This window comes from Trichodesmium erythraeum IMS101 (assembly GCF_000014265.1).
In the GTDB taxonomy this organism is placed as follows: Bacteria; Cyanobacteriota; Cyanobacteriia; order Cyanobacteriales; family Microcoleaceae; genus Trichodesmium; species Trichodesmium erythraeum.
The window spans coordinates 6027121-6048485 of the sequence record NC_008312.1 but is presented as its reverse complement, the minus strand read 5'-3'; the positions used below and the strand labels follow the sequence as shown (position 1 = coordinate 6048485).

11 protein-coding genes and 2 pseudogenes are annotated in these 21365 nt (G+C 32.1%); 3 read left to right on the top strand and 10 right to left on the bottom strand.

The features are described 5' to 3' along the window. Positions 1 to 1872: 1872 nt before the first annotated feature. Positions 1873 to 2211 carry a DUF3155 domain-containing protein gene (locus tag TERY_RS18810; protein ID WP_011613275.1) on the bottom strand — a complete coding sequence of 113 codons (339 nt, stop codon included), beginning with the start codon at positions 2209 to 2211 and terminating at the stop codon, positions 1873 to 1875. 185 nt (positions 2212 to 2396) lie between these two features. Between TERY_RS18810 and TERY_RS18805 the strand changes: the two genes are divergently transcribed. The 3 genes and pseudogenes from TERY_RS18805 to TERY_RS37445 all read left to right on the top strand — a co-directional run bounded on the left by TERY_RS18805 (position 2397) and on the right by TERY_RS37445 (position 5290). After that, positions 2397 to 3785: an ATP-binding protein gene (locus TERY_RS18805; protein WP_011613274.1), complete on the top strand. Its 1389-nt coding sequence runs from the start codon at positions 2397 to 2399 to the stop codon at positions 3783 to 3785. A 339-nt stretch (positions 3786 to 4124) separates the two neighbouring features. Next, a pseudogene (locus tag TERY_RS31220) lies at positions 4125 to 4916 on the top strand (IS630 family transposase). A 245-nt stretch (positions 4917 to 5161) separates the two neighbouring features. Beyond that, entirely contained in the window at positions 5162 to 5290 is a 129-nt protein-coding gene (locus tag TERY_RS37445) for a hypothetical protein (RefSeq protein ID WP_370495847.1), read from the top strand. Between the two features lie 603 nt (positions 5291 to 5893). Here the strand turns inward: TERY_RS37445 and TERY_RS18790 are convergent. The 9 genes and pseudogenes from TERY_RS18790 to TERY_RS31215 all read right to left on the bottom strand — a co-directional run bounded on the left by TERY_RS18790 (position 5894) and on the right by TERY_RS31215 (position 21327). Continuing rightward, a complete protein-coding gene (locus TERY_RS18790) occupies positions 5894 to 6652 on the bottom strand; it encodes a phycobilisome rod-core linker polypeptide (protein WP_011613272.1) in 759 nt (252 codons plus the stop codon). A 289-nt stretch (positions 6653 to 6941) separates the two neighbouring features. Beyond that, positions 6942 to 7532: a phycobiliprotein lyase gene (locus tag TERY_RS18785; protein ID WP_011613271.1), complete on the bottom strand. Its 591-nt coding sequence runs from the start codon at positions 7530 to 7532 to the stop codon at positions 6942 to 6944. A gap of 434 nt (positions 7533 to 7966) precedes the next feature. Continuing rightward, entirely contained in the window at positions 7967 to 8170 is a 204-nt protein-coding gene (locus tag TERY_RS18780; protein ID WP_044137813.1) for a DUF751 family protein, read from the bottom strand. Positions 8171 to 8225: 55 nt separating this feature from the next. Then, positions 8226 to 9485 carry a type II restriction enzyme gene (locus TERY_RS18775; RefSeq protein WP_011613269.1) on the bottom strand — a complete coding sequence of 420 codons (1260 nt, stop codon included), beginning with the start codon at positions 9483 to 9485 and terminating at the stop codon, positions 8226 to 8228. Between the two features lie 990 nt (positions 9486 to 10475). Next, a pseudogene (locus TERY_RS18770) lies at positions 10476 to 11273 on the bottom strand (DNA adenine methylase); the annotation flags it as partial. A gap of 310 nt (positions 11274 to 11583) precedes the next feature. Further along, complete coding sequence (locus tag TERY_RS18765; protein ID WP_052845841.1) at positions 11584 to 13083, bottom strand: reverse transcriptase N-terminal domain-containing protein; 1500 nt, start codon at positions 13081 to 13083, stop codon at positions 11584 to 11586. 2007 nt (positions 13084 to 15090) lie between these two features. Next, complete coding sequence (locus tag TERY_RS18760; RefSeq protein WP_011613267.1) at positions 15091 to 17520, bottom strand: CHAT domain-containing protein; 2430 nt, start codon at positions 17518 to 17520, stop codon at positions 15091 to 15093. Between the two features lie 36 nt (positions 17521 to 17556). Beyond that, positions 17557 to 17706 (bottom strand): hypothetical protein, encoded by a 150-nt coding sequence (locus TERY_RS35385; protein ID WP_196797121.1) that lies wholly within the window; start codon positions 17704 to 17706, stop codon positions 17557 to 17559. Between the two features lie 2472 nt (positions 17707 to 20178). Next, positions 20179 to 21327, bottom strand: a complete 1149-nt coding sequence (locus tag TERY_RS31215; protein ID WP_011613266.1) for a Ycf66 family protein — start codon at positions 21325 to 21327, stop codon at positions 20179 to 20181. Between the last annotated feature and the right edge of the window lie 38 nt (positions 21328 to 21365).

Sequence of the window (21365 nt, the reverse complement as noted above, 5' to 3'; positions counted from 1 at the left end):
TAGTCAGTATAGCTGATTTTTTTCAAGTCAATTATTTTGGTTGCAATAGTTGGTTGCAATAGGTCGAGATGAGAGGCCAGTTACAATTTCTATTGCTTGGTAGGCAAATAAAGAGATTTGAAAATTTAGTCTGCCTAGGGTAAAGGCTTGAATAACCGGGTGAGGTAAACTTGATACTATTCTTAAAGGAGTTTAAATATACGGTTACTCAAAAAAGTTTTATTTCCTTGTTGCTAAAATTCCTAATGCCCTATTGTTAGGTTTGCACCATAGGCCATATAGTAACAACTAAACATCAACTCGTGAAGCTGGTCTAAATAGGGTCAAAGTTTTGATCCATCAAATAAGTGAGACTTCTAGCAGAGGTTGAAAAGTATACAAACAGGAAAGAATTTATTTCAAGTTCAAAAGGCAATGACAACAAACAAAATAATGAGCAACTGTTATACCTACATAACCACGGTCAAAAATCTGCCCTAAATAAGAAAGAATATCCCAAACCAAAAATTAAAGGAACTATCTCAAGAGTATTTATGGGTAGACAATATGTTAATATGAAGAAATGAATGTAGCCTTTAGTTTGAACTTTTAGGAGAGTAGATATGATCAGGTAAAAGTATTACCTACGTTTCTGAAGACTAGTTGTGTTGGATAAGCTAGCTGATTAAGCTTAACACAGAATGGTTTGAATATTATACTAAGTTGGACAGAATTGTTTTTGTTGCGGTACATCCACATTTTACGTCTTTACGTCTCAAGAATGTTCAAATTGTGGTCAAATACATTGGGATCATGATCTGGAGGGAACTCACGAATTTATAAACTACGATTATAAACCTGATAGAGAGCATAATGCAGCAAGGAAAATTTTAACTAAACGGCTAGAAATGTATTGTTAAAAAATGTTATCAAAACTATATAGGTAGTTTTTTTTTGGTAAGCTATAGTTATAAGAAATAACTAAGATATTTTTAAAGTATTAAGTTAAAGATTTAGGCGAAAGAAGATATATTGGTGCTACTATGATATGTCAATCTTTCCCAATAATGAATTTTAGATATGTAGGAATTAAAAAAAGACCATTATAAGTAATATTTACAAGTTATTTCATTTACTTGTATTTAAATACTAATCAAACACATTAATTGCATAAATTTATTGGCTACCACAGATTTGTAGTAAAGTCAGTAAATTATTAGCGGTTTAGTTGATAGTAACTGGTAACAAGCATTACTCTATAAATCTATTTTAAGTTTGAATTTTTATATTTTTTTATCTATAATATGATATTTGTCAGTTCCTTTTTTTGAAAATTTATATACGGTTCTTTGTAGTTAAATATCTGTAATAAATATAACTCAATTTTAATTATGTATCATATCATCCTTTGATTGTTTAGTCAATCTGTATCAGGAATTAACTAGTTACAGATATTGAGGTAAATCGTAATTACTCTCGCCTGAATTCTTATAGCTTAAGTTTATTTGTATATTGAAGCTTAATTTTTGTCTCAAGTAATTAATCCTCTTTTTTCAGATGCAGATAAGTAAAGCTAAACCTTTCAGTAGATATTTATGTTGTTCATTGTTAAAAAATGTTATTAAAACATTATCGGTAGTTTATTTTGGTAAGCTATAAAAATAACTAAGAGTTTAAGTCCATTGGCAGATGGAAACTTAAAATCTTAGTTCATTGAACCTTCTCAGGCAATAATATATTGAACTATATACTACTAAGTTAAACAAGCTTGGAATGGTTAGTTTATTATTATTCTCTTGCTTAATTTAATTAGAATTTGGTGCTTGTTGCTAGTAACTCAAAAAAAACTTACTAGCTTACCCATAAAAAAACGTTTAATATAATACAAGGCCTTTAAACTTGAGTTATAGTTGAAGTAGAACTAAGTACCTGTTTTTTATCAGGTGTTTGAAGTTCTATCAAAACTTTTAAGCTAGGAAACAAGAAATGATTTTCTTCAACATACTGGGCTCCAAATAAACCTTTTTCGGCCCAGAAGTACCTATCAGTAGTATGCTCATTTCTTCTAACTAGAAGTACAGCAGGTGGGACAATACCTTGTGAATGGATAAACTTGCGAGCTGCAGTCACTGGTTTATCTTCACCACTTTCTATACTATACTGAGCAACTTGCTCAAGTATCCTGCGTCCTTCTTGTCTTCGACGACTTTTACGCTTACGTCTTCTAGCCAATTTCCTTACCTCCTGTGTTACCCGATGAGTGTAGTTATGGCTACCAAATTTGATAAAATTATATAAATTATAACAGAAAAACTCAAGTGTTTTTAATATTTTGATACAAAATATAAGCTGCGTTATCTAAAATCTAAAAAATACTGATATAACCGTGGAAAATACGACAAATAGCTCTAATTCTCATGCCCACAAGTACAGAATTTATTGGACTTTGTAGAACCCAGATATCTCTGGTATCTAGTTTGGGTGCAACTTTAAGTATAGTTTACTTGACAGAAAAACTGGCTGAAGGGGGTGAAGCCAAGCTAATTCCTATTATTGTATATCCAGAAATACCCCAAGATGAGAAAAAAACTTCAGTTTTAAAGGTCAACTCAGAAATACAAACACTAGATAACCTTCCAAAATTGTCAGCAGCCCCCCTAATGATGGGCAAAAATTATCCGATTTTAGAAGCAAGCAATTATACAAAAGAATCAAATTCTGGGAGTCAAAATCATCCTTGGCCAAAATGTCAAATTGTTTTACCCTTAATCCATGATGGAGTAGTTATAGGATTACTGGTAACAGCAAGAGAAGACCGACCCTGGACTCAAAAAGAAGAAACTCAAATTCAAAAAGTAGCTCATACTATTACTGTAGCCTGTATTCTAGATCAACGTTCTCAATGGTTAAAACAGCAATTTCAGCAACAACAGGAGTTGCAAGTCCAACAGTTTGATACGATGCATAATATACTGCATCAGTTAAAAAGTCCATTAACTGCCCTACGAACTTTTGGTAAGTTATTACTAAAAAAATTTTTACCAGAAGACAAAAACTGGAATATAACTAATAGTATTTTACGGGAAAGTGATCGACTTAGAGAATTAATTGAACAAATTGATGAAACTGTTGATGCTGGGAAAGAAATATTGAGTATTTCTGCTGAAAATCAGTATTTTCAAGGTGAAGAAATCATAGATGTTCATCAAGAAGCTAATCAAAAATATAAACCTCTGGGACTTTTACCTGGAGCGAATTTTTTAGAATCAGTTTTTGTACAACAAGTTTTAGAACCTTTATTAGTTTCTGCTAAAGCAATTGCTAATGAAAATAATATAGATTTACAAGTTGATTTTCCTGATAGTTTACCAACCATAAAAGCTAATTCTAAAGCTTTACGAGAAGTATTAAGTAATATTATTGATAATGCTTTAAAATATACTCCTATTCAAGGAAATATTTATATTAAGTTAGCAACTTTAGCTCCGCAAACAAGTCATCATAAATCAATTAATAGTGAAACAGAAGAAATGTTAGCTATAGCTGTTAGCGATACAGGTTATGGCATTTCAGCAAAAGATTTAGAACACTTATTTGAACGAAACTATCGAGGAGAAAAAGCTAAAACAAATATTCCAGGAACAGGATTAGGATTAGCTATTGCTCGTGATTTGATAAATGAAATGCAAGGTAAAATTCAAGTATATTCTCCTGTAGAGACTGAATGGTTACCTAGTTATTTAAAAGAGCAAGATTTAGTAATTAATGGTGGTACTACAGTTATTATATGGTTGCGTTGCGAATAATGTTAAACATTCGCCAGGTAAGTTACCTTACCCGACTCGTCTTCAAAACCGGACTTGAGACTTTAACCTCATCTGGCTCCTCTGTTAAATGTCTCAAGTCATGGGTATATCCTTCCTTATCTAATATCAACATATTGTTTACTGATATATATCCTTCAGGTAAATCCTGTAATTTTTGTTTTTGGTATATCCTATTTTCTAAGGCTGTTTTAGTATTTTGGTATAGTAGTCGAAGCAAATATTAGGAAATAATGCTCGAAAAATTATCTAGGAAAGATTATGCCTTTTCCTTATAGCTATGACTTAAGACAAAAAGTTTAAAAGGCTATTTATGTTGGGATGAGTACAACTCAAGTAAGTTCTATATTTAAGATTAGTCGTAATACCATAAATACTTGGTTACATAGAAGAAGAGAAACTGGGGATATAATAGCATTAACAGGTTATCAAAAAGAATATAATCCCAAAATACCAGACTTAGAACAATAAGCGAGCATTTGCCAAGATTAATGGCAGTAAAACTCAAAAAGAAATGGCTTCTGAATGGCCAGAATCAGTAAGCGATCGCACCATAAGTAAAGCGTTAAAAAAAATTGGTTATACAAGAAAAAAAACTTACGGTTACAGAGAAAGAGATAAAGACAAAAGAAAAAAATTTCTGGCCAAGATTGCGCGATAAAAGGTCGGAACAGTTGGTGTATATAGATAAATCAGGTATGGACAATAGAGAAGATTATGGTTATGGATCGAATGAATTGGGAAAAAGATATTACGATTTTAAGTCAGGAAAAAGAAGTCTAAGGGTAAGTGTTATAAGTGGTTTGTGTCAGGGCAAATTAGTTGCTCCATAAGACAATTTGAAGGCTCTTATAACCGTGTAGTTTTTGAAAAATGGTTGGCAGAAAAATTGCGGCCACAATTAAAAATAGGACAATTAGTAGTATTTAGACAATGCAAGTTTTCATAAATCCCCAAAAATTAGAGAGTTAATAGAATCAGTGCCAAAGTGAAATTGAATATTTATCACCATATTCTCCTGACTTAAATGAAATAGAAAATTATTGGTTTCCAATTAAAAACCTCCTCAGAAAGTCCGTTGGAACAAGAGAAAATTTTCGCATTGAGAGTTGATTATGCTGTTAAGTTAACATCCTAACCTTTGCTTCGATTGTGCTATAACTCCCAAGGTTAATTATTATCAAAAACTCCTCCAACAATTCTTGGATTATTTTTGGTATGATACCGAGTGTTACTGGCCTTTAACAGATTCTCCCAAACTTTCGACTGCCTTAAGGCTACACTCTGAATTTTTAGAACTTTTCAAAATCAGTTATGAAACTCAGACGATGGAGGAGACTGCATCTTAGGATACTTTTATGTTCCTGGTTGCTACTACTCGTAAGCTAGGATCAAGCTTTTTTGAATATGTACATGATCGCATTTCTCAGACCATGAATATTCCTGCTGTGGCAACTATTATTTACGTTTGCGGAGGGTGGCGTTAGCTGTATCGCTCCTTTCTTCATTCCTTTGGTTGGTCTTGGTAACTATAAATCATTGCCTACCCCATCATATTGAGTGAATACGAAGGAACAAGAGAAGATTAAAAAGGTAGAGTTGATGTATGCTATTAAGTTGACATCCTAACCTTTACTTCGATTGCTATAAATTTACTTTTGTTTAGATAAATTTTGCTATTAGATATTACTAATTGATTATGACGAAACCATAGGATAAAATCGGGCTATTGTAATAACCCAATTGAATTTGATTAAACATAGTACTAATATAGACATAGTACAGACGAACTATGAACTTCTACAAAGCTTATTAAAAACCTTTGTAAGTTCAGTTATCCTACAACCCATTCCTTTTTGGGAAGTAGGAAATATCTAGGGAGTTAGTACATCAGGAGCATCTAAATTTAAACCTCTTGCTTAATTCTTCAGCATAAATTTTACCTTTATAAGGTGGGGAAGGTAAGTCTGTGCTGTTGAAAGATAAAGATTAAGGAATAAAATTATCCTTCAACCTAGCAAGAGGTTTTTTCTTGTTTAACAAAAGTCATACCATAAGGAACGGACTTTTAAGCAAAATTTTCCTTTTTTTTATCTCTTACGATAAGGTACCATATCCAGATTAACACTACCTAGGTCTGGTGTCTTTGCTACGGGCTCTTGTACCTTAAGACTCCGTACCAAATTCAAGTATAGAGAAGGATCTCCTGCTTTAGCTTTCTTTTCTTGAGGAGTAAAGGTAAATATTTGATTTTGATACATAAATTTAGGAAAGCCTAAAACACCACGGTAGTAAGACCCATAACGAGGTGTCTTCAGATTAAAAGGTGTTTCTCCGACGCTACGCTGGGGTAGAACCCGACGACGTTGGTAGGGTACAGTTTCAAAGCCAAAGTTGTCGAGGTATTCTTCACTATCAAGCAACTTATCAATAAAACCTTCAATACCCTTGGTAGCTATAATTATAGACCAAGCAAGCTTTTCCCCTTCGTTATAAACATCACGACCTAACACTCTTTGAACGCATAACTCAACAAAGCGATAGTTACTATTTGTTTCGTAGTTGTTCCGACGGAAGGCCGGAGAAGTTAGCAAACCTCGAATAAAATCTCGAACTGTAATTTGGCCATTCTTGAGCTGAGATTCTAGGAACGTTTGGCGATCGCTCTTCAAAATTTGATGTTCACTATAAATTTGGCGATAAGCTGCCCAAATTAACTCATCCCACTCTACCGCTGAGGGTAAAAGTTCGGCAGAATAAATAATTGGTTGGTCGTCACCAGGCACTACATAACCTGGAACCCGTGAATTTTGACTTTTGGGTCTGTACTCTAATAATGGAATTGCCACGTCGTCATCTCCTTAAAATTATTAAATATAAATATAATTTATCAAGTGTGGCCATAGTACATTACACTTGATTGGGATTCCCGAAAGTTCTGTTAAGAGCCCAACTTATAGATTAAGGGATTGAGGGAATTCAGGTCTTACTTTTATTTATTTACGCAACAATCTGTAATATTCTTGATAGATATTTAATAATTCTCAAGATAATTTTTTTATAGCATCTCACCAGGGGAATTAGGGTATTTTCTATCCTTTTAAATACAGCTAATGGGGCTATAGGACTTCTCTTAATTTACCAACCAAAAGCAGAGTAATATTCTAAATCAACATGGGGTGTTTCTGTTTGTGAATCTGAGTTACTTTCAACTAAGCGTACCTCTGTGCAAAAAGTCGAAGTATTAAATCCACCAAACCTCTTTACTGCACTACTTCGCATCCTCAAATTAGGACTGGTAAACCAAAATCTTTCAATAGAACTCATAGTTTCATATTCAGTAATTAGATTTAACCCATCTTCATCATCCATCTCAAAACGTCCCACCACCGGGATAATTTCAGCATAGCCACGCTCTCGTAACATTCTGCCAGATCTTGGATTTTCTGAGTCAGGAACAATAGCAAATACAGTTGACCCCTTATGATTTTCATCATCTTTATCCCATGCCATAGAACCATCCCAAGTTACAAAAGCCCCTCCTGCAGCTAAACTTGGATCAATTTCGTGCATTTTACAGATTTCCAGTATTTTTGGATCCTTAGCATCCAGGTTGATCACTTCAATATCTGAGTGTCCAATTTCTGCTTGTCTAAAAGCTAGGTGATGAGTTGTACGTTGCGATCGCCATTTACCAGCACTTCTTTGAAAAAATTCCATTGCGTTCATTAGCCTATACTCCATTTTTTAACTTTTTATGAGGTTATTTCTCACCTAATTACCTTATGACTTAAGCGCTTTTGTCGCACTACTTAACATATAGCCTAGACATTAGTCAATCCTTTTTGGGGAGCATTTAGATATTAAAAATCAATTCATAGATTACAATGTATCATGAGTTAGTTATGGGTAGAGCTATATTTAAACTCTAAACCTTGAGGATATTGAGGTTCGGCTTCATCAAATTAATATTAACCTTTGCCTTTATAAATTTATATTTTATTTTTACATAATATATATGATAATTATACAAAGCTTTAAATAGTTATCTTAACATATTATCTACATTTTGATGAAAGAATTTGGATAAAAGGATTATAATATGGGTCTTCTTTCTACATTTTCTCATAGCTAATAGGTAAATGTTTATGTTTTGAGATTCGTTAAATTGGATTTATACCTAACATAGCTTGTAGAGTTAAGGCCAGAAAAATAAATGTCCCAATAATTAAGCCAATAAGAGCGATCGCCGTAATAGGCTTATTTAGAAGTGGTTTCAGTTGGTCAAAGAGAAAGAAGAATATACCAAGGGTAATGGTAATGAAGTATCGTGGATAGCGGGAAACGTTGTTAAAGAATTCTTGCATAATTTTATTAGATATAAATTCAACTCTACATAACATTATTTAGTTTAATATCTACTTAGTCAATTTGTGACCAGATCCAATATATCCATCCTTTTACAGTAGAAGCTCGTCTATCTATTGTTGTATTTCGGATTTCTAAATTACTTTCATACATAAGTTGAGTAATTTTTTCTTTTGAGGGAATATCACCATATTTTAAAGATAACTGAAATACTTGATAAAATACTTCGTGTACCAAAATTTTTTCGATTAACTTCAAATATTTTAGTTGATGTGGTTGACGCCAAATATATTTGGCTTCATCGGTCAAAGTAAATATTTTTCCTTGTTTTTCTATGAGTCCTAAATATTTTCCAGCACTTGTATAATAATCTGTTTGTCTTTTGTCAAACTGATAATTTTCTGTGATATCATCTGAAGTCAAACCATTTTCTAATAGTAGGGAAATTAAGTCTATTAGTCTGTCAAATTTATCTGCTTGTGGAAATGGAATTTTTACTGGATCAGGAACAACTTTAATTTTACTGAGTAGTAAGTTTATCTCACTTGACTGTATTTTTTCTGAAGCAATTTCATAATTTTTTTGTTCTATCAAGGTGATAGAATTATAGTCTAATATATCTACAAAATCATAAATAAAAAAACTGAAAATATCGTTGGAGTAAGTCATTAATACTGGTATAACTTTCTTGCTAATTTTCTTTGACCATAATCTATAAGGATAATAGAGTTGTCTGATTAAAAAATCCTCAACTTTGTAGTTTTTAGCTTCGATTAAAATTAAAAAGTTATCAGTTTCAAAACCTCCATCTATTTCGCACTGAGAATTAGTAACATTGATTGTATATAGCTGATTGTTCAGATAATTTTTAATGTAAAAGTCAAAAATTCCAGTAGACATTCTGCCTGAAACAGTAAATTTAGTTTCTGAGCCAACTAAGTCATGGAGAATACCTATATTAAATGCACAAAGTAATGCGGAACTTTCAGAATATAAATTAGTGTAATCTATGGTTTCTATTTCTCTGGGAAACTGCCAAGAAATAGTTTTGATTTTGAGGTTATATTTAACTGGAAAGTGTGTACAAAAGTGACCAATAATATATTGATAACGAGAAAGTGGTAGAATTGATAAATTATTATCTCTGAAAATTTTTGGTAAGTGAACAACATGGTCAAATTTTGCCATAAGTCGACTTTCTCGTTCCTGATTAATTTGAGATGTTTGTATTTTAAAACAGCCGTTTTTATTGACCTCCTCTAATATCTTATATCTCTCAAATAGCTTTTCCCATGCTTCATCATTTTTAGTCATATTTCTAAAATTTGTCTCTACTGAAAAAATTTAATACTACAATTTCATTAACTTTTTTTATGGAATTGGTGCTGCAACTATTCATAAGTTAGCTTACTGAGGGTTTCAATGTAGCATTGATTGATTTAAATATTAGAGATATAAAGAAATTAGAATCAAAATATCCTCAAAAAAATTATCTTCGTTTATGAGGACTGATATTAGAGCTAAACTAGCAATTAAAGAGTGTGTTAATTCGGCAATATAAATATTTCTTCAGCTCGTAAGATTTTTTAGTAACGCAGCATTATTTCTACTAACCATTATTTTTGAAATGTAGTTGGAGGATGTTAACTTTCTGATTAATATTAACCGACCTCAATATCTTGAATAAATAGAAAGTCTCTTGCTGGAGCGCATCAATTGACAAAGAGACAATGTAAAATTATAAATGAAACTAATTGAAAAAAGTATAGTCGTGATTTTAGAGTAATTAATACTATAGATAGCAGTCAATAAGCCGAAATATTATTGTATTTTTAAAAGAAGTCAAAAAGAATTAGATCTCAGAGAATAGACTTGCTTTAATTGTGGTATTTTTCACACTATAAAAGATAAAAGTTACTATCAATATTGTAGAAATTATTCACTTTTACCAAAATTAAAATAGTCGAAGCAATAGCAGTTAAAAATCTCGTCCAACTAACCATTTTTGAAAGATGTCGCGGGCGGGCAGTCCGAGAGTATTAAATAGACAAGTTGAAAAACGTAACACTTGCTCTAAGCCAGGAACTCCCAAAGACTTATCAACCCTTATACCTAGTCTAATAAAACTTCAGTTATTTTAATAGACAGGAATTCTGATCATAATTTTTGATTTGATGCTAGTAGGATGTTAATTGAGATGCCTTCCAGCGTAAATAAACTATTTTAATAGACCGCTCTTAATTTTTGGTATCCGTGAAATAAACTTTCACATAGTTAATAATCTTTCATCATATTTAATCCTAGCTATGCTGAAAAATTTAACACTATAATTTCATTGATTCTACCTCTTTTTAAGCCTTTAGAATTAATACTTCTTGCTGCCCTGACTACCTTAATTTTATCCTGATAATCTTGATACAAACCCATAATAAAATCTGTTTGAGAATTACTTAAAATAACCAGGCAACCTTTCTCGTTTAATTCATCAAAAACTTCCCTTAGTCTTTTTTGTTCATTCCTGTTAAAACCATTGATATCATATCCTGTGAAAGACGAGGTATTAGAAAGAGGATCGTAAGGGGGATCTAAATAAATAAAGTCACCTTTTTTAGCATTTTTAACTGCTTCAGCAAAATCCTTATCTAATATCTTTACTTTAGTTTTCTTTAAATAAAGACTCACAGATTTTAAAACAGCTTCATCTAAAATATTCGGTTTTTTGTACCTACCAAAAGGAACATTAAACTGCCCCTGAGAATTAACTCTGAATAAACCATTATAACAAGTTTTATTCAAATAAATAATTCTGGCTGCTCTTTTTACTGCTGAGAGACTTTTATAGTTTTCTGGTGAACGATCTAAATCTCTAATTTCATAAAAATAATCAGCATTATTATGTTTTTCATGTTCTCTTAACTCTTCAATTAAATCATCCAATGAATCTCTAACTACCTCGTAACAGTTAATTAATTCCTTATTTTGATCATTAATAACTGCTCTGGTTGGTTGCAATTCAAATAAAAGCGCTCCTCCACCAATAAAAGGTTCATAATATGTACATTTCTTTAGGGATTTTTGGTCGATATATTTTGTTAATTCAGATAATAATTGTCTTTATTAGAGTCGAATAGAATATCACTATTCCATCCTCTCCTTCAAAACCGAGCGTGAGAGTTCCCCCTCACTCGGCTCCTCCTAGTCAGTTTCTTTGCGTCTATGGCTACATCAGAGACAGTCTTGGTATGGTGAAAGTAATTATAAGTCAGCTGTTTACTGCCCATATTGTCCCCTCCTCCTTTTGAGAACAGAATAATATGATCCACCTCCAGACTATTCTCCTTAGTAAAGTACTGCTTACAGTTAGTATTGCAACTTCCCTCTTTACTACTATGTAACTAGAGGGCCCTTGTATCTAGTGAGCCCAGTCTTCATGGTAAGGAGACTTGTTTTCTTGCAGTCTTACAAACCTTTTGATGGGAGTATCCTTGTGCCATCGGAGTTGTTTGCCCTCAGATGTTATAAACTTCCACCCTTTCCCTTTGTCTACTCCCCAGTATTTATCTACCACTTGCTTCTTGCCCTGCATTGGGGCGCAGTAATAACCCCATCTGAGAAGCTGATAAAAGAGAATATTGTCAAGCTTACCAAAAACTTTTAAGCTTACCACAGAATCATAATAGTTACTCCATGCCCTTATCTTGGGAGTGAGTATTTCTATTAGTTTCTCCTGTGAAGCATTGCGGTATAGTCTAATTGTGTGCTTAAGGACTCTGGTATGGCGTTTTATTGCCTCTTTAGAGGGTTTTATTAGAATTTTAAACCGTAACTTTTTCCCCTGCCTGTCAGTGTCACAGTTAATATCCTTGACTGGGTATTGCCTAACATTGAACCCTAGATAGTCAAATCCGGTTTGGACTTTTCCATCGCCTAAGGTATGGGCCAGTTTTGTCTTTGAGTCCTTCAATTGGAGCCCCATAGACCTTAACCAGTCATTGATAATTACCTGAGACTCCTCTATCACCTTCCTACTTTTATGCAACAGAACCAAATCAAATGCATACCTATGAAAGAGAGGAGGGTGAAATAAAGTGCCAGGTCTAATACTATACTTAGGAGCGATCGCCTTGGTGGTGTATTTCCTGTAGAATTCCTCATGTAATGCCTCCTGCATTCCATGTAAAGTTATATTGACCAGTAACGGATAAATTAGGCCACTTTGAGGAGTCCTACTTTCATTCGAATAAAAGACATCTTCTTCAATAAACCCTGACTTAAGCCAAGCTTTAACCTGTCGGCGCATACCTGGATAAGTATTAAGCTTATTTAACAGTTTCCTATAATTTATTCCGTCAAAGCACTTTTCAATATGGGCATCCAGGACATAGTAACTCCCTTGGTTAATATCGCTGCAAATCTCCCTAATGGCGTCCTTAGTACTCCTCCCTGGTCTGAAGCCGAATGAATTCGCTTCAAATTTAGCCTCCCATTCTGGCTCTAAAGCTAGCTTGGCTAGAGCCTGCTTTGCTCTATCTAACCTTGTTGGCACGCCTAGTCGCTTTCTCTTCTTTCTGCCAGACTTGGGAATTTCTATCCTCCTCACAGGTTTAGCCTTGCCATTCAATTTAAGATTTCGGGCTAATTCCAGTTTTTGTAATGGTGCTAATTCCCCTACCCCATCTATACCTGGTGTTTTCTTACCTGTGTTGTCTTGAGTGACTTTCCTGACAGCAAGCAGTCTAGCTGACTTGGACTTGACCAATAACTTCTGGAGTTTCTTGACAGCCTTAGTATCACCATTGTGTGACGCTTTGTAGATTCTTTTCTGAAGCCGGAATATTGCTCTGTTAACTGCTTTCCAATTAACTTTGTGCCATTCCATTTCCACCGTAGTTGTCTCCCTCGTATTGGACATTTTACTTCCTACTAGGTTTCTACTCTCTAGACTTAGGGATGTCCGTCTGCATATCCCTGATGTTACTCAGGGCATTGGCTTCTGACATCATCTTTTCCCGACAAAGTTTATGGCTTGGCTGCCTACTCTGAGAGAACTTTGCTAGAATTATTTCGTTCCGTAGAGGTTTTATCTGGTTGGGTCGGGTACTGACTATACGCCGATGAATGCTCTTGCAGGCAAGAGAAGGATGTCTAAACAACGAGAGGTAACTCATTGCTCCTCATTCATAGTCGACTAGGACTTTACCTATCGTGTCCACAGTCTTGGGCTGACGACGCTTCAAACATCAGTTCACTTTCGTTTACCCTTTCAACCTCCCTTGCAGGGATGTAGCTTAGATAGGTTAGCTCTTACCTGCTTTTTATCCTGCTTTACCTATTTGACGGCCAGTCTCCTTGGCAAGGATAATGGAGTTAATCTAGACACCTTGATACTAGGACTTTAACCTAGAAACTCTCTACAGTTGAGTCTGACCCACGGAGATCAGGCCCAAGTCCTCCCCCGCTCCCGGAGCGGTTTTGGACCTAACGAACCGCACTGCCTCCTGCCCATTTTAAAAAAGGTTTAATTATTGGATTTTTACGCACTAAAAAATACCTCTGTATTTCAGAATTAAATAAGACTGCATAGTTTTTTATGCTCTTATTATTTTACTTATTAAATAAGAAAAGTCATCTCTTAAAGTAGATTAATTTTTCTCAAATAACTTGTGTTTTTTTTCTGTGTTTTTAAAGATATAGTATCTTTACTTAAATTATCTGATCAAATTTAAGTTTTAGGATTAATTAGGTTTTGTGGAAAGGTCTATTAAAAAAACATTATATTTTATGTCTTTAACTTTTTATACTTAAAATATAGCATTTTTTTAAAATCTAAAAAGGTACTTTATTTTATTTTTAAATGCTTTGAGTTGATTATATTTTTAGGGGTAGGTTATTTCAATTAGGATTCAAAAATAGTTAATTTTATAGGGAAGCAATCACAACTTTTTATATTTAAAATATAGCATTTTTTTAAAACCTAAAAAGGTACTTTATTTTATTTTCAAATGCTTTGATTCGATTATATTTTTAGAGGGTAGGTTATCTCAATTAGGATTCACAAATCGTTAATTTTATGTCGATTATATTTTTAGGGGTAGGTTATCTCAATTAGGATTCAAAAATCGTTAATTTTATAGGGAAGCAATCACAACTTTTTATATTTAAAATATAGCATTTTTTTAAAACCTAAAAAGGTACTTTATTTTATTTTCAAATGCTTTGAGTCGATTATATTTTTAGAGGGTAGATTATCTCAATTAGGATTCACAAATCGTTAATTTGATGTCGATTATATTTTTAGGGGTAGGTTATCTCAATTAGGATTCAAAAATCGTTAATTTTATAGGGAAGCAATCACAACTTTTTATATTTAAAATATAGCATTTTTTTAAAACCTAAAAAGGTACTTTATTTTATTTTCAAATGCTTTGAGTCGATTATATTTTTAGAGGGTAGGTTATCTCAATTAGGATTCACAAATCGTTAATTTGATGTCGATTATATTTTTAGGGGTAGGTTATCTCAATTAGGATTCAAAAATCGTTAATTTTATAGGGAAGCAATCACAACTTTTTATATTTAAAATATAGCATTTTTTTAAAACCTAAAAAGGTACTTTATTTTATTTTCAAATGCTTTGAGTCGATTATATTTTTAGAGGGTAGGTTATCTCAATTAGGATTCAAAAATCGTTAATTTTATAGGGAAGCAATCACAACTATTGCAAAAGTTTAATTTTTTTGCTGTTCGGTATATTCTACTAATTAAAAAAAAGAATATTATGAATCATTAGAGTTATTAAAATGATTTATAGTATATGTATTTTGAACTAAAATATAATTTATGAACTAAGAAATACCATTTAAGTTATTTATTCTGAGTTCTGAGTTCTAAGTTCTGGCTCCTAACCTCCAAAACCTACTCACAGCCCATTTCCAATTAAAATAAATGGTGCCCAATAAGAGGGGTGACTGTACTCACTATTAATCATAGAAATTTGTGCCTTTTGTAATGCTACTGTCTTGCTTTCTCCATTCTTCAAAGCCGTATAAAAATCATTCATAAATTCTTGAGTACCTTGATCATCAACTCGCCATAGAGTTGCTATACTTGCCGCTGCTCCAGCTTCTTGTATCTTATAACCAAAACCGAGTATTTCTTGACCATTTGCTGTCTGTTCTACTAAAGCAGTTTGACAAGCACTCAAAACTACTAATTCTACATCCTGTAAATTCCAATTTTCTACATCTCGTAAAGTAGCGAGAGCGCCATCTCCAAATAATATAAAAGATTCTTCTGGATGACCAGTTATAAAAGCAGAATGAGTAGCAAAATGTACAATATTATAGCTATTCATTTTTGATTCTGCTGCTTCTTTAGTAAAGCCATTGCCTAACAATTTATTTGTATCAGGAAATATCTTCTCTATTTCCTCTACCTCTACTCCAGCGAAGGGTAATGATTCAAATTCAAACTTTTGTTTACCAACTTCAAAATTATAACTTCCTTCTGTTAAAGCACCTGCTAAAATTGTAGGTTTAAATCTTTCTCTAGGTTCTAAGTCCATTAAACTTGCAGCAGTAATATTATTAACCTTAAATCTTTCTACTAACCATTTTTTTCCATCATATAGTGCTGCCAATGGAATATAACGTAGTTTCTGGTCAGGTGCATAAATAATTGTTTGAGCTTGAATAAGTTTGAGGTAAATTTCTATAGGTTTAATCAACCAATTATATAGTTTTAATCCTTCCTGCATAACTATTTGATTAGACTTATTTTTATTTGTTAATTTTCCTCTTAATCGAAATATTGTTTGATTAAACTCTTTCTCATTTACTAAAACAGTTCGATGAAATGGAGGATAATTAGCACTAACTAATACTAATTCTAATCGATTTTCTAAAAGTAATGGATATAAGACTACAGTATTTTTTTGCTTATGCTCCTTTAGTTCAGACTGTAACCAAAGTACTATATCTGAATTTAGCTTTTGACTCCTAGCATTTTTCTCTAATTCTGAAATTATAGATTTTACTTCCTCACTATCAAAAAATTGCTGAATTTTTACTAATTTTTCCTCTAAGTGATTTGGATTTTGTTTATGGCTTTTATCAACTTCATCTATTAGCTGAGTATATTTTTCCCAAAACACTTTTTCTGACTCTAGCAATGGAACTTCACTATATTCATATTCATCAGTTTGTAAGTTCCCCATATATTCAAATATTTCTTGTACTTGCTGTAAATCTAAGATTTGATGTGCTTCTAAAGCACGTTTTTGTTGGAGCAATAAGTCAGCCAAAATACGATAGATTTCAAGAATACTTTTTATATGTAAATTTTGCCGTTCTACTGGTAATTTTTTTAAATCTTTCCTAATATTTTCAGTAATATTAATTGATTGTTTATAAAAAATTATTGCTAATTGATCTTGATTCTTTCTTTCTAATAATTTACCTATATTAGCAAGAGTAATTCTCTCTTTATCTTGGTGCCCAAGTTGTCGTTCAATAATCAAAGTTTTAGTTAAAAATTTTAGAGCTTCTGAATGTTTATTTAATTCTCTATAAACTAAGCCAATATGATGAAGAGTAGCTGAATTATTATAGTTATCACCAATTTTTTCTTTAATAGCTAATGCTTCTTGATGATATTTTAATGCTTCAGAATATTTTTCCTGTTCTCGATAAGTTACACCTATATTATCTAGAGTTTTTGCTATACCAGTATTATCTTTATTTTTCCGATTAACCTCTAAAGCTCGTTGATAATATTCTAAAGCTTTAGAAAATTGTTTTAAATGGTAATAAATTGTTCCAATTTTATTTAAAATAATAGCTTGTTCTGGATAATTTTTATTTAAAGATTGCTGATAAAAATCTATAGCTTTTTCATACTGACCTAACTGGGAATAAACTAAACCAATCTTACTTAAAATAGCACTAATATCTTCACTACTTTTCTCCTGTTGAGTCTTTTCTAATGTTTTCTGATAAAATTCTAAAGCTTTCAGATATTTACCTTGAGCATCATAAACAACAGCAATTTTATCTAAAGTTTGAATAATTCCAAAGCGATCGCTCTGTTGAGTATAAATTTCTAATACTTGTTTAAATTGTTCTAAAGCAACCTCAAATTTACCATTATTAAATTCTTCAGTTGCTTGTTGCTCAAGTTTCTGTATTTCAGTTTTTAGATTATTTTGTGAAATATAATAACTCTCATTTTTTGTCGGCTTTGTCAGTGCTTGTGAATTTATATTCGCTTTTTTATCGACTATCATAGATGGAGGAACAATTAATAGACATACAATAGATATAACTAACCTCAAATTTTTCCAAATTATCATTTTAATAACTAAATTTTTTATGCGTATTAATTTCTCTTATTTACCATTATTAAATTCTTCAGTTGCTTGTTGCTCAAGTTTCTGTATTTCAGTTTTTAGATTATTTTGTGAAATATAATAACTCTCATTTTTTGTCGGCTTTGTCAGTGCTTGTGAATTTATATTCGCTTTTTTATCGACTATCATAGATGGAGGAACAATTAATAGACATACAATAGATATAACTAACCTCAAATTTTTCCAAATTATCATTTTAATAACTAAATTTTTTATGCGTATTAATTTCTCTTAAATTTCGTTACATTATTATTTACCTACTTGAATTAAGACTTGCTGAATACATTTTATAAGTAAGGTTATAAGTAAGGGCAGAAAACACAGAGCGAGAAAATATTGAGGTATAGAAGCAGGAATAAATGTGAATTACAAAAGATATATTGGGAAACATTTTTTTTTTCGATTTTTCTGTCCATTGATTTCTCTTAAGTTTCATTACATTATTATTTACCTACTTTAATTAAGACTTGCTGAATACATTTTATAAGTAAGATTATAAGTAAGAGCAGAAAACACAGAGCGAGAAAATATTGAGGTATAGAAGCAGGAATAAATGTGAATTACAAAAGATATCTTGGGAAACATTTTTTTTTCGATTTTTCTATCCTTAGTCGCTCAAATTTAATAATTTTAAACAAACCTGAGCCCCAAAAATGTAAATTTTCTCCACAAGAAAACCTTAGTAATATTTAAGTAAATACTTTCAGTTTTTTTTTCAGTTCACCCTAATTATTTCAGCTGATAAGAAGGCTAATAATTGAGCTTGTATATATGTGTAATTAATTCGGCATCACTACTTATAAGATATAGTACTTAAAAAAATACTGTTACAATGCTAAAGTCTGTTACTAAGAGTGTTGAGATTAATACAGTAGCGACCTTTTGTTAATTTACTATAATACCAATTATCATACATTAACACTATGGTTAGGAGATACTTCAATTATTAAGCAATGAACATCTGATCAATAACTTTGTTTAATAATAAAGATTCAGTAGAGTGTCAATTATTTTCTTTATACTCAATGGATAAATTAGATTTTGATTATCAATTAATTCTCGAATAACTATTAGCAAAAGCTCAGTTACATTATCCTCAAATAAACTACAAATTTGTAGGGACGTTACATACAACGTCCCTACAGTAATAAGCATAGGTTTAGTTGAGGGACAAAACCTAATGACAATAAAGCTATAGTTGAGTTTGAGTTCGTTCTACAAGGCCAGAAATTTTTCGCATCACTCTACTACATTACTGACACATACTCAATAGACTTCGACCATAATTAATCTTAAATCCTTTCGTACCTGGGTCAAAATTTAATTTCTGGAGATATCTAATAAGAATTTAGAGCACCGAATATGTTGAGAATTATTTTCTAATTATATTTCCAACTCCAAATACTCAAAGGTATCAAATAAATGGTCAGAAAACCTCGAAATTTTTAAATTGGATATCGCTACCATACTATCACCCGTTGCAATAATCGTGAATTTAACTAGTAGTCTTCCTTGAGTATCAACCAAGATATGACGCTTACAACCTTTTAATTTTTTACCAACATCTAAGCCATATACTTGAGCCTTTTTGCTTTTGTTTTTACCATCAAAGAATTAACAAATGTTACAGTAGGTTCTGGATGTTGTGCTTCTTGGACTCTTGTCTATCACCATAGAGTTATGATTGATTTTTTCCCCAACACCATGTCACGACCATTTAGGAAATTTTGTTGACGTTTGCCTTGGTAGTAGATCGTGGGACAAAGAACGCCAATGAAAACCACAGTAAAGGATATAGAATATTTACTACTTCTGTGAGATTAGCACTTGGTTTTGGCCCTCATTCAGAGAGGTTTCGGTAGCAGAGGTTCGAGTAGTTTCTACTCGCGTACCTGCGCGATCGCTGGCTAAAAATTTTTACCGACATTTATTTGACAGTGAGCATTGTTTTCTCCTACCTTTACCTTCAATACTTCTTCATGGCCATTTTTACCTTTTTTTGACAAACCGTCTCTTAATAATACCAAGGGTAATAAATGTTTATTACAAAGAACAAAACTCCAAACTGAGAACTCAAAACTCAGAACTAATTTTTTCGGTTTTATTTATTATTTAATAGCTTATATTTTTAGTCAAAAATACACCTCCTGTAATACCAAGAAAATAAATATTTACTATAAATCAATAGACAATTTTTGATAACCTATAATTCATAATTAACTCCGCAGAATAAATTATTTCAAGACTCTTTTTTAGGTATAAAATCATCTTTTTAGTCAGTCAAACATATCTCTTCAGTTCGTATTTTTATCGCCTTTACTATTTTAACAAATTATTTTTCCACACTCTTAACATTAACTTCGAGTGAATAGTTAGAAAAAGGGAATTGAGCTGTAGTTTTACCGTAAGTATTCAACTATTAGCTCTCAGCAAAAGAGCCCCCTTTTTCTAGTAAGAGTTAATTCTAGCTCAATTAATAAACATTTTATCAATAGCTAACAGCTAAAGACTGAAACCTTACATTTTACCTTCAAATTCCCTGTATATTTCGTATGTATTATTATTTGTTGTTTGTTGTTACCCTTTTCAATTTTTGTGTTACTAATCTACTGACTTATTTTGACTATCTTTTGATAAATCTGATGTTGAATTATCAGTCTCATTTTTCTCCTCAGAAGAAATAGCAGTCAAATTTTCTTCCTGATTCTGACTATCTTGAGTAGTTATTATTTCTGGTGAAGAAGAGCTATCTTCAAGCGCAGAAACTTCAGCTAATTTAGAAGTTTCCGTAGCAGGTTTTTCAGTAGGTGTAGATTCTAATTTTGAAGACGAGTTTGCTTCCTTTTCAACTTCTGTCAAAGTAGTTTTATCTGTTTTAACATCAGATACTATAGACTCTTCTTTCTCTATTAAAGATTCTTGTTTAGCTTGAGTATCTTCTGTCTGACTTATAGTCTCATTAACTTCAGTATTTACCTCCTCAATAGAAGTTAATTTCTCAGTATCAGCTTGATTTTGTGTAGATATTGAGTCAGAATCAGTATTTTTATTATCTCTACCTTGAATGACATTTTTAATATTACTCAATATTCCACTCATAGGTGTCAATAACTGAGCAAAACCACGAGCTTTTTTAGATAAACTTTTATCTAATTTCTGAGATGTATCTAATTCAGTTTTAGCATCAGTTAAAACATTTTTTTCTGTCATACTTTCAGTTGTCTCTGCTTCAGATTCTTTGATTATTTTACTTAAGTCTGAAGTAGTTTCAGATGATAGTAATTCAGATTCAGTTTCTCCTGTTTTAACAATATTCACCAACTCTTCAGTAGTAATATTTTCTGACTGTTTGGTAGAGGTTATTGGGGAATCAGATAAATCTAATTTTTCCATATTCTCTACTTCTGATATAGATGTTGTTTCAGAAACAATTTTTGATTTTTTCTGAGTATAATCTTCAGTACTTTTCTCAGTTGATATTTTGGTTTGCTCTACAACTGGAGTCACTTGGCGACGCAACATTAAACTTTCTGAAGTAAACCAACCTAATAAAGCTACACTTGCCACTTGACCCAGTAACACCGCACCTGTAATTCTACCTGCACAAAACCACAATACCAAGGCATAGAAAAGACCTACACCACTCCAGATAAAATCGTTTTTCCGATGGACCTCTGGAAAGAAAAAGGCCACTATATACAAAGCTAAACTACCAAGACCAACAGCTAAGGCCAGTATGTATGTAAGCATAAGTTTAAATATTCCCACTATTTGCACATTGGGTCATT

Coding starts and splice junctions, on each gene's coding strand:
- TERY_RS18765 (WP_052845841.1), bottom strand. CDS start 13,083: ATGTCCAATACGAGGGAGACAACTACGGTGGAAATGGAATGGCACAAA.
- TERY_RS18785 (WP_011613271.1), bottom strand. CDS start 7,532: ATGAACGCAATGGAATTTTTTCAAAGAAGTGCTGGTAAATGGCGATCG.
- TERY_RS35385 (WP_196797121.1), bottom strand. CDS start 17,706: ATGATAGTCGATAAAAAAGCGAATATAAATTCACAAGCACTGACAAAG.
- TERY_RS37445 (WP_370495847.1), top strand. CDS start 5,162: ATGTTCCTGGTTGCTACTACTCGTAAGCTAGGATCAAGCTTTTTTGAA.
- TERY_RS18780 (WP_044137813.1), bottom strand. CDS start 8,170: ATGCAAGAATTCTTTAACAACGTTTCCCGCTATCCACGATACTTCATT.
- TERY_RS31215 (WP_011613266.1), bottom strand. CDS start 21,327: ATGCTTACATACATACTGGCCTTAGCTGTTGGTCTTGGTAGTTTAGCT.
- TERY_RS18775 (WP_011613269.1), bottom strand. CDS start 9,485: ATGACTAAAAATGATGAAGCATGGGAAAAGCTATTTGAGAGATATAAG.
- TERY_RS18805 (WP_011613274.1), top strand. CDS start 2,397: ATGCCCACAAGTACAGAATTTATTGGACTTTGTAGAACCCAGATATCT.
- TERY_RS18760 (WP_011613267.1), bottom strand. CDS start 17,520: ATGATAATTTGGAAAAATTTGAGGTTAGTTATATCTATTGTATGTCTA.